This window comes from Mesorhizobium sp. M7A.F.Ca.CA.001.08.2.1 (genome assembly GCF_003998455.1).
Classification (GTDB): Bacteria; Pseudomonadota; Alphaproteobacteria; order Rhizobiales; family Rhizobiaceae; genus Mesorhizobium; species Mesorhizobium ciceri.
In genome coordinates, this window is sequence record NZ_RZPW01001123.1 from 1 (window position 1) to 1,430 (window position 1,430).

Consider the following 1,430-nt stretch of genomic DNA (forward strand, 5'->3'; position numbering starts at 1 on the left):
CCCGAATAGAGCGTTGCGCCATTCGTGTCGGCGATCGTCATGGCGTCCGGCCGCTGTGGCATGTTCAGGGTCCCAGCCAAAAGCCTGGCGATTTCGATCGCATCTTCGAGGTCGGCGGCTTCCGCCGTCTCGCGGCCGAGCACGGCATGCGCATCGTCCGCTTCGCGGGTGCGATAGAATTCGATCACGATCTTCATCGCCGTCCCGTCTCGCCGTGTCAGTTCTTGCCTTTGCCGCGCGGGGCGCTGATGTTGGCGGTAAGCCTGGTCTGGGCACCGAACACGCTTTCAGGCTTAGGCAGTGCCTTTTCCAGCTTCGGCTTCCTGATTTCCCGGCTCGAGCGTTTCTGTCCCTTTGACATGTGCGAACGTCCTTTCAGAGAGTGTTATGATGTCACTGGGCGACGTGGCGACCGGTTCGAGACTGTCCTGGGTCGCCACCCGTTCATGACGTTCGCCGTCGCTGCGGATGCGGTATTGCAGCGAATCTCCCCTCGCAGGGAGCGTGGCCGTGATGCGGTAGATTTCCGCGGTCTGTGGAAACGTGCCAAAGCCGCCCTTCAGCCGGACAGCCTGTCCGACGGCAAACAGATGCGTTGCGGCTTCGCGGCGGATCGGGCGTGGGTTGCGTTGCATCAGGGTTGTGGTTTTCATCATTGTCTCTGGTCCTGCTCCAGTGCGGCTTCAAGCGATGCCGGTTCGATCGGCACCATCTGCTGCGTGGCTCCGACGGCGGAGATCGCCGGCAGGTGAATGAAGGTGGCCACGCGGCGCCATGCGATCAGCGAAGCCCCTTCGAGAGCTTCCTCGTCTTGATCGACGCGATACGCTCCAGGTGGTTGCGGCGTATCGAAGCCAGGCAGCGAAAACGCCGCCCTGAAGCGAACGATTGAAGATGTGGTGCGGCTGGTCATCAGTTGCGGCTTCCCGCGGAAACGCACGACGCCTTTCCGTATCATTCCCACTCGAACCGCCGGAGCGATGCCCGACGCTGCCAGTATATCCGTGGTCAGCGTCGGTTTCATTCCAGGGTTCGAGCGGGACGAAATGTGCGCCGGATCGGCTCATGCACTCGTTTTCGAGAATTGGTGGTGAATCGCAGGACTCTGACACAAAGCCAACTCGACCAAATCAACGAGCTTTACATATGCGCCTCAATTGCGTTGCAAACAAGGTCTCGGCGCCTTTTCTTTTTGGCTTTTAAATAACAAATCGATGTCCGTGAAATTCAAGGCGGCAGAAAGTTTTCCGCCAACGCAAATAAATTCTGCGAGGCTCGAAATTATTTCGTTCGATTGTTTGGGGCATACACGAGAATTAATTCTGACATTCCTATCTATCGAGTGCCAACGCGTCTATAGAGGAGGGGCGTGGCCGCCTGTGCCGGCCCCCAGAAAGAAAGTTCCCATGAAATTTCGGCCACTCCACGAC

At 58.3% G+C, this 1,430-nt stretch carries 3 protein-coding genes; all 3 read right to left on the minus strand.

Translation table 11 applies throughout. The features are described 5' to 3' along the window. On the minus strand, nucleotides 1–197 hold a 197-nt coding region (locus tag EN914_RS35400; RefSeq protein WP_127370520.1), incomplete at its 3' end, for a hypothetical protein. Nucleotides 198–293: 96 nt separating this feature from the next. Beyond that, nucleotides 294–653 carry a hypothetical protein gene (locus tag EN914_RS35405; RefSeq protein WP_024505331.1) on the minus strand — a complete coding sequence of 120 codons (360 nt, stop codon included), beginning with the start codon at nucleotides 651–653 and terminating at the stop codon, nucleotides 294–296. After that, nucleotides 653–913, minus strand: a complete 261-nt coding sequence (locus tag EN914_RS35410) for a hypothetical protein (protein ID WP_024505332.1) — start codon at nucleotides 911–913, stop codon at nucleotides 653–655. Before EN914_RS35410 ends, EN914_RS35405 begins: the two co-directional genes overlap by 1 nt. Nucleotides 914–1,430: the final 517 nt, after the last annotated feature.

Excerpts from the sequence above, each read along its gene's own strand:
- EN914_RS35410 (WP_024505332.1), bottom strand. The coding sequence starts at position 913 with ATGACCAGCCGCACCACATCTTCAATCGTTCGCTTCAGGGCGGCGTTT.
- EN914_RS35405 (WP_024505331.1), bottom strand. The coding sequence starts at position 653 with ATGAAAACCACAACCCTGATGCAACGCAACCCACGCCCGATCCGCCGC.